Origin of the sequence: Megasphaera sp. NM10 (genome assembly GCF_000417505.1) — a bacterium.
GTDB classification, from domain to species: domain Bacteria; phylum Bacillota; class Negativicutes; order Veillonellales; family Megasphaeraceae; genus Megasphaera; species Megasphaera intestinihominis.
Window position 1 is genome coordinate 1 of record NZ_APHY01000085.1, and the last position, 7,820, is coordinate 7,820.

General features: G+C 54.5%; 5 protein-coding genes. All 5 read right to left on the reverse strand.

All coding sequences use genetic code 11. The annotated features are described in order from the left end of the window. Positions 1-286: 286 nt before the first annotated feature. The 5 genes from NM10_RS11820 to queC all read right to left on the reverse strand — a co-directional run bounded on the left by NM10_RS11820 (position 287) and on the right by queC (position 7,142). The gene (locus NM10_RS11820; protein WP_020311775.1) at positions 287-1,174 is read right to left on the reverse strand and encodes a threonine aldolase family protein; all 888 of its coding nucleotides are present in this window, start codon (positions 1,172-1,174) and stop codon (positions 287-289) included. A gap of 448 nt (positions 1,175-1,622) precedes the next feature. Then, positions 1,623-2,420, reverse strand: a complete 798-nt coding sequence (locus tag NM10_RS11825; protein WP_020311776.1) for an MBL fold metallo-hydrolase — start codon at positions 2,418-2,420, stop codon at positions 1,623-1,625. 19 nt (positions 2,421-2,439) lie between these two features. Further along, entirely contained in the window at positions 2,440-4,188 is a 1,749-nt protein-coding gene (gene pyk, locus NM10_RS11830; protein ID WP_020311777.1) for a pyruvate kinase, read from the reverse strand. Between the two features lie 256 nt (positions 4,189-4,444). Next, positions 4,445-6,430 carry a M13 family metallopeptidase gene (locus NM10_RS11835; RefSeq protein WP_020311778.1) on the reverse strand — a complete coding sequence of 662 codons (1,986 nt, stop codon included), beginning with the start codon at positions 6,428-6,430 and terminating at the stop codon, positions 4,445-4,447. A gap of 28 nt (positions 6,431-6,458) precedes the next feature. After that, the gene (gene queC, locus NM10_RS11840; protein WP_020311779.1) at positions 6,459-7,142 is read right to left on the reverse strand and encodes a 7-cyano-7-deazaguanine synthase QueC; all 684 of its coding nucleotides are present in this window, start codon (positions 7,140-7,142) and stop codon (positions 6,459-6,461) included. Positions 7,143-7,820 lie beyond the last annotated feature (678 nt).

Genomic DNA, 7,820 nt, shown 5'->3' on the forward strand with positions numbered 1-7,820 from the left:
TATTCAAGATCAAAGGGCTTTTTAGCTCTTCTCATGAGCTAAGTACCCGTTCAACGAATTCTTTGCGTAACATAGCTTTGGTGACATTCCTTTCTTCCCATGGCATAAGAATCAACTCCTTCTTATGCCTAAAAGTATCACTTTTTTCAGTAGGGGGAAGACCCCTATTTATGTAAACTATGTTATTGCACATAACAACGTGGGCGACCCGCTTGGGTATTGGGGACGCGCTCTCCGAGCTGGAAAACAGCTCATATGCAGGGACGGGCTTGCCACGTGCAAGCCCCTACAGGTTTAAAATATCGGCTACGAGCTGGTCGACTTCTTCGGCTTTCGTGCTCCATGACGTGCAGACGCGGACGCAGACGTGGTCATCGTCAACAGGTCCCATGGCTTCAAAGATGTATTTGCTTTCCAAGGCCTGGGCCTGAGCTCTCGAAAGGATGATGAACTGCTGGTTCGTCGGGCTGACGACGAGTTCTTCTATCCCTTTCTGCCGGAAGGCCTGGCGGATACGGACGGCGTATTCGTCGGCCCGTTTCGTAATGGCAAAATACGTCCCGTCGTGGAGCAGGGTATAGAACTGGAGCCCTAAAATCCAGCCTTTGGCCAGGACGGCGCCGAACTGTTTCATGTGAGCTTTGAAGCGGCGGTCTATCCCGGCGTCGGTCAAGACGAGGGCTTCGCCAAAGAAGGCCCCGCATTTCGTACCGCCGATATAAAAGACGTCGGCCAGGCGGCCGAAATCAGCCAGGGTCAGGTCATTCCCGTCAGCCCCCAGGCCATAACCCATGCGGGCGCCATCGACGAAGAGGTACATGTGATACTTGCGGCAGACTTCCGAAATAGCCGTCAGTTCAGCCTTGGTATAGAGCGTGCCGTATTCCGTCGTAAAAGAGATATAGACCAGCGACGGCCGCGTCAGGTATTCGGCTTCGCCGGAATTATAGTAAGCCTGCACTTCCCCTTCAATCTGGTCCGCCGTAATCTTGCCGTCATGATGGGGCAGGGCGACGATTTTGTGGCCTGTATTTTCAATGGACGCACATTCATGACAGTTGATATGGCCCGTGTCGGCACAGATGACGCTGTCACAGGAACCAAGGAGGGCTGAAATGGTGACGAAATTGGCCTGCGTCGCTCCCGGGAAAAAGTAAACCTTCCTTGCGGGCACTGGGCCAATTCCAAAATCAGCTTTTCTGCCTTGTCACACCAGTCATCGACACCATAGCCGCCGTACTGCGTATCGTTCGTCTGATTCAAAGCCTGCAAGACGCTGGCATGAGCGCCATGATTATAGTCATTGTTAAAACGTATCATTTTACCCTGTCTCCTTACTCTATCCCTTAATGATCTTCTTCAACTTCTGCTAATTTTTGCTGCAACATTTTCCCAAGCTGCCAAATTCTTTCGAGGCCATGGCCTTACGTCTATTCTAACAGAATCGGATACATTGTACAACGAAAAGGGCTTGTCGCCGACGATAAGCCCTTTTCTGTAGGGGCGCCCAAGTAGGGCGCCCGCTCCGGGATATGTACGATTCCCCGACCAGTTTGCTAGAAAAACCATCCAAATCCCGAACGGATTGCCCACGTGCGCCTCCTACAAATCCGTACTACAAACTATAAAGCGATGACGTCCAAATCGTCCGGGATATACAGGTTTCCCTGATAATACCGGCTTCCTTCGGCATGGTAACGCTGGCGGCGATGGGCCAGGTCCTTGTCTTCAGTATGGTAGAGGATCAGATTCTGTACGCCCAGGCGGGCTGACGTTTGGCAGGCGTCTTTGACGGTCGAATGGTGTTTCTCATAGGGATGGAAGATATCCGCTTCGGCATCGAGGCAGAAAGCTTCATGAAGGAGCCATTTACTATCCCGGACATAGGCTTCTTCCCAGGGCTGATACGGCTCATCACCACAGCAGGTCAGTCTGCCGTCGGCGAGTTCTAAAGAAAAGCCGAATTGTTTGGCCTTGGTCGAACGAATATCGAAAAAAATTACGTCATGACCCATGAGCTGACGCGTCTCCCCATCGGTCACCGTCACAAGATGAAGGCGGTCATCGAGGAAAGCACTGTCTTTCGAGGACAGCAGAGCCTTTCCCATCGTGCGCAGCAGGGAAATGACTTCATCATGACCGTAGATAACGGCTTCGCCCTCATAGGTCCCGCGCCGCCAGGACTGACACATCATGCGCATAAGCCAGAGGATGCCCAGAAGATGATCCATGTGTTTATGGGTGACGAAGACCGTCCGCATATCCTGCCAGCGCAAATGGGCCTTTTCCAGCTGACACAGGAGTCCGTTCCCGCCGCCGCCATCGACGAGCAGATATTGACCGCTTTCATGGAGGACGAAACAAGTATTATAACAATGGGTCACCGTTGCGTTCCCCGTCCCTAACAAGGTCAGATTCATGACTATCCCTCCCGATGGTTTATCGTGCGTTGGCTTCGCCACGGAAGATAGTACCGCGGCTGGCGTCTACGGTGACGACTTCGCCGTTTTCCAGGTTATCGGCAGCATGGGCAGCGCCGACGACGGTCGGGATGCCGAGGGTGATGGCGACGATAGCCGATTCGCTGGTGAGGCCGGCTTCTTCGGAGACGATGGCGCTGGCCCGTTTCATGTAGTCGACGAAATCAGCGCGGGCCGAACGGACTACGAGGATGCAGCCGTCGGTGAAGTTCTTTTCCAGGTCTTCTTTCGATTCGGCGATGCAGACTTTGCCGATAGCCGAGTTACGGCCGATACCGGTACCGCGGAGGAGGACGTCACCGACAACCTGGACGCGGATCATATTGGTCGAACCGGCTTTGGCAACGGGGACACCTGCCGTGAGGACGACGAGGTCGCCGGCTTTGATGAGGTCGTTGTCGAGAGCTGCAAAGATAGCATTGTCGACGACAGCATCGGTGTCGCTGGCTTCTTTACCGGTGACAGCCTGGACGCCCCAGTTGAGCTGCAGGCGGCGGACGATGGCTTCATGCGGCGATACGGCTACAATCGGGCAGGCCGGACGGAATTTAGAAATCATCTGAGCTGTGCCGCCGCGTTCAGTCGAAGCGATGATGGCTGCAGCGTGGAGGTCTTGGGCAATCTTGACGACGGCTTTGCCGATGGATTCCGTCGTCGTAGCCGATTCAGCGTCGACGTCTTCATAGGACTTCGGCGTGAAGTTGCTTTCCGTAAAGGTTGCGACGCGGGCCATGGTTTCTACCGCTTCCACCGGATAGAGACCGCCAGCCGTTTCGCCACTGAGCATGATGGCATCGGTACCGTCGAGGATGGCGTTGGCGACGTCGCTCGTTTCAGCACGGGTCGGACGCGGGTTGTTGCACATAGATTCCAGCATCTGCGTAGCCGTAATGACCGGTTTACCTGCGGCCTGGCATTTATGGATGAGGACTTTCTGGAGCATCGGCACTTCTTCTGCCGGGACTTCGACGCCGAGGTCACCGCGGGCGACCATGATGCCGTCGCTCATCTTGATGATGTCGTCAATGTTGTTGACCGCAGCCTGACATTCGATTTTGGAAATGATCTTCATATGGCTGTCGTGTTTTTCCAAAATCTTGCGGATCGTCAGGACATCTTTGCCGCGCTGGATGAAGGAAGCGGCAATCCAGTCCATGTTCATGCGGCAGCCGAATTCGATATCGTCGGCGTCTGTATCGGAAACAGCCGGCAGGTTGATGGCAATGCCCGGTACGGCAACGCGTTTACGGTCGCTCATCTTGCCGCTGTTGAGGATTTTCGTATGGATGTCTTGGCCTTCGACGCTGACAACTTCCAAGTTGACCAGGCCGTCCGACAAGAGGATGTGGTCGCCGGCTTTGACGTCCTGCGGTAATTCTTTATAGTTCATGGAGGCAATAGTTTCATCGCCTTCTACGTCACGGGCCGTCAAGGTAAAGTCTTTGCCGGCTTCCATCATGATCGAACCATTTTTAAATTTGCCCAAACGGATTTCCGGGCCTTTCGTGTCGAGGAGCAGTGCAACCGGGATACCCAGTTTCTGAGAGACAGCGCGGACCATGTCGATGCGCTGTTTATGTTCTTCATGAGAACCATGGGAGAAATTAAAGCGGGCAACGTTCATGCCGGCTTTAATCATCTTTTCGATAATTTCCGGGGTATTGGAACTGGGGCCTAAGGTGCAGACGATCTTTGTTTTTTTCAGCATACAGATTTCTCCTTTTCTACTCACGTACACGTAACGATTGACGTTTCTGTTCCTAGTGGTACGTTTTTTGTCCCACTAGTGCAATATACGGCTATTGCTCACTGCGATTGTACCGTATTCCCCACGATAATGCAAGGATTAGTTGTGTAAATACTTTATGAGGACACAGGCCGCAGGCCGCCGCAGCAGGACGGCCTTACGAACCACTAGCCACTAGCCACTAGCCACTAGCCACTAGCCACTAGCCACGAAGATTTTACCACAAATGGACGCGCTTCTGCGGTTCGACATACATGCCGTCGCCGGGCTGGATGCCATAGGCCGTATAGAAGCCATTCGTCGACGACAAGGCGCCGTTGACGCGGGCTTCGCCAGTCGGATGGGGATCATTCTGGACCAGGTAGAGCAGCAGCTGGTCGGTCATCTTGGTCGCAAATACCGTGGCAAAGGTGCGGTATAAGTCGCGCAGCATCCCTTGGTCGTCATGGGCCAGTTCCGTCGCAACCGACAGGCCGCCGCAGTCGGCAATGGCTTCGTTGCTGACGAGCTTGCCATTTTCATGGAGCCCCTTGCCGAGGGTATAGCGATCGTAATAAGGACCGAAAGCAGCCGATAATTTCTGGAAAGCTTCATAGTCTTTTGCCTTCCACCAGTTCTTCAAGCGGCCTTCGCTGTCGTACTTGCTGCCATTCGGGTCAAAAGCATGGGAAATCTCATGGCCAATGACGACGCCGATGCCGCCCAGATTGGCACCGCGTGAAGCTTTGGCATCGTAGAACGGCGGCTGCAGGATACCGGCCGGGATGGTGATGCTGTTATTTTCCGGGATATAAGCGGCATTGACATCTTGCGGGTCAAAGGCATACCATTTATCGGGATTAAAATTCGTTCCCAATAGCGCATGGACCTGCTGTTTTTCCAGGAGGCCGTTGTGCATGACATTGGCCAGCAAATCGCCGCCATCCTGTGGAGCAATGACGTCAGGCATACTTTCGATGATAGGTTTGTCATCTTCAGCCGGACCGCCGACAAAGACGCGCAGGTGGCTGAGCTTGTCGACGGCTTTGGCCCGCGTCGCCTGACTGAGCCAGTCATTGGCTTCCAGCCGCTGCTGATAGACGTCGCGGATTTCATTGATCATGGCCTTCACATCGTTGATGATGGCCGCCGTACAGTGATTCTTCATATAAATCTGGCCGAATTCATAAGACAGCATGTTCTGGACCATGCGGCTCGCCGTTTCCTTGTCATCCCGCGCCTGGGCGATGCCGAAGCGCTGGAGGGCATAATTGCGCTGCAGATCCCGCAATTTGATATCCGCACTGGGCGCAAAGCCGCTATAGACCTGATAGACAGCATAGCTCTTGAGCAGGTCGAGATTCTTAGGCACATAGAGGGCGTCGAACTGCTGTAAAGACTCCGGATTCGATAAGAAGAATTGTTTTTCTTTATTCAGGCCCAGGTTGGTCAGGACCGTCTTGCCGCCCATATTGGGCATGAGTTTTTCCAGATTCCCCCGCGACATCAGGCGGTTCTGGACAGTCACGTCATTGCGCTGTTCGCTCGTCAGCAAGTGTGGCCCCAGGCCCTTTTCCATGGCGAAGATGGCTTCGCTGTGAGCCGCCGCCTGGTCCGGCGCTTCTCCGGCTTCTTCGAGGATATGGGCGACGTATTCCCGATAAGCCTTCCAGGCTCCGGGCTGGGGTTCTTTTTCCAATTCATCCTTCGTAAAGGACGGCGTCACCGTCAAGATACGCGGCACATAACGCAGGCCCGTCGGCAGGCGGTCGACGGTGTAGCCTACGAAGATATCCGTCCCGGTCTTGGCACTGACAGCCTGCAAGGCCGCCGTCAATTCCGGCAGGGTCTGGGCTTTTTCAATGGGACAGGTCAGTTCCTGCAGATGGGCGCGGGCCGTGGCGTTGCGCTGTTTATTGTCGATGGCGCAGGCGTAGAGGTCGGCGATTTTCTGTTCCGGCGTCCCCTTGGCATAAGTTCCCTGCTTGGCGGCGACCGTTTCCAGTTCCTTGCCCAGGGCTTTCTTATTTTCTAAAGACCGTTCAGAAAACCAGGACCAAGAAGCTTCCGTCGGCCGGATTTGCTGAGCTGCTAACGTCTTGCCATTGACAGCCTGATAAAAATTATCTTTTTCGGACACAGCATCGCTGGCCTGGACGGACCCAAAGGCCATGAGAGCCAACAGTACCATCGTCGTCAGCCGCGTCTTTACCTTATATTCCATATATATGTCTCCTCCCTGACTCCCTGTTTTATGACAATGCCGGGTCCTTGACCCCATTGGCAGCAAAGGCAGCCGCCCGGTCGCGGCAGGTCCCGCAGACACCACAGGGCTTGTCGCCGCCTTCATAGCAGCTCCAGGTCAATTCATAAGGCGCGCCCAGGCGCAGGCCTTCTTTGACGACGCCCGCTTTGTTCCACGATAACAAAGGCGCTTCCAAGTGGCAGGTCCGGCCAGAACCTTCATAAATGGCCGTGTTCATGGCCGTTTCAAATTCCGGTGTGCAGTCCGGATACGCCCGGCCAGCGGCATCATCGGCATGGGCACCGTAATAAATGACTTCCGCGCCGACGCTGACGGCGACGGCTGCGGCAAACGACAAGAACAGACCGTTGCGGAAAGGCACATACGTATCAACCGTCCCTTCGCCGCTCTTCTTGGCCAGCTGATCTGCATACGATTCATGGGCAATCGCCTTATGACTGCCCTGCAGGAGCGAACAATCGCTCAGAGAAAAAGCCTGAGACAAATTGACCTCCTGCTGCTGCACCCCGTAGTAAGCCGCCACCTTGCGGGCCGCTTCCAATTCCTTGGCATGTTTCTGGCCATAATAAGCCGTCAACGCCAAGACGTCTTCCTTTTTATATTTCGTCAAAGCCATGGCCAGACACGTCGTAGAATCGACGCCGCCACTGAGCAAAACAACACACTTCATGAGGAGACCCCCTTTATTCATGATAAACCGTATACACCATAGTATAACACAGAATCAGTGGCTCGTGGTTCGTGGCTCGTGGTTCGTAAAAACATACCACCATAATCGAATGGGCTGTGAGCAAATCTCGCGGCGGGCCGCCCGTTGGGACGGCCCCTACGACCGCGGCATATAGCCGCGTAATTTTTCATCGCCTGTATGCGATGCCGTAGGGGACGCCCAGAGGGCGTCCCGCTACGCGCTGAGGGCTTCCCGAAGCGTCGTTGTCAGTTTGAGTCTGTCGCGGCGAAGCCGCATCTGAATCCAAGAAAACGCCGGCCGCCGGTCGCAGTTCGCAAAACCATGCCTCATTGACCAGTTACATATATTGGCTGACTGTTCGCGGCGGGACGCCCTTTGGGCGTCCCCTACGTAGCCCCAGTCGGGGCATTTTTAACATAGAAAAAGGGCCTGTCGCACGTAATCGTGCACAGGCTCTTTTTATGTATGCAAAAACATCATAGCTTTATGGTCGTTCTTCGTGGACGGTTTGCTCGGACTCAGAAGCGGCTTTGCCGCAATAGACTCTGGAAATCAGGCGCAGGAGCGACCAAAGCTCCCCTYGTGAAGGGAGCTGGCCGCCAACGGCGGTCTGAGGGATTCTTCTGAAGAGGTTGGCATCGGCCACCTGGCCCTAGC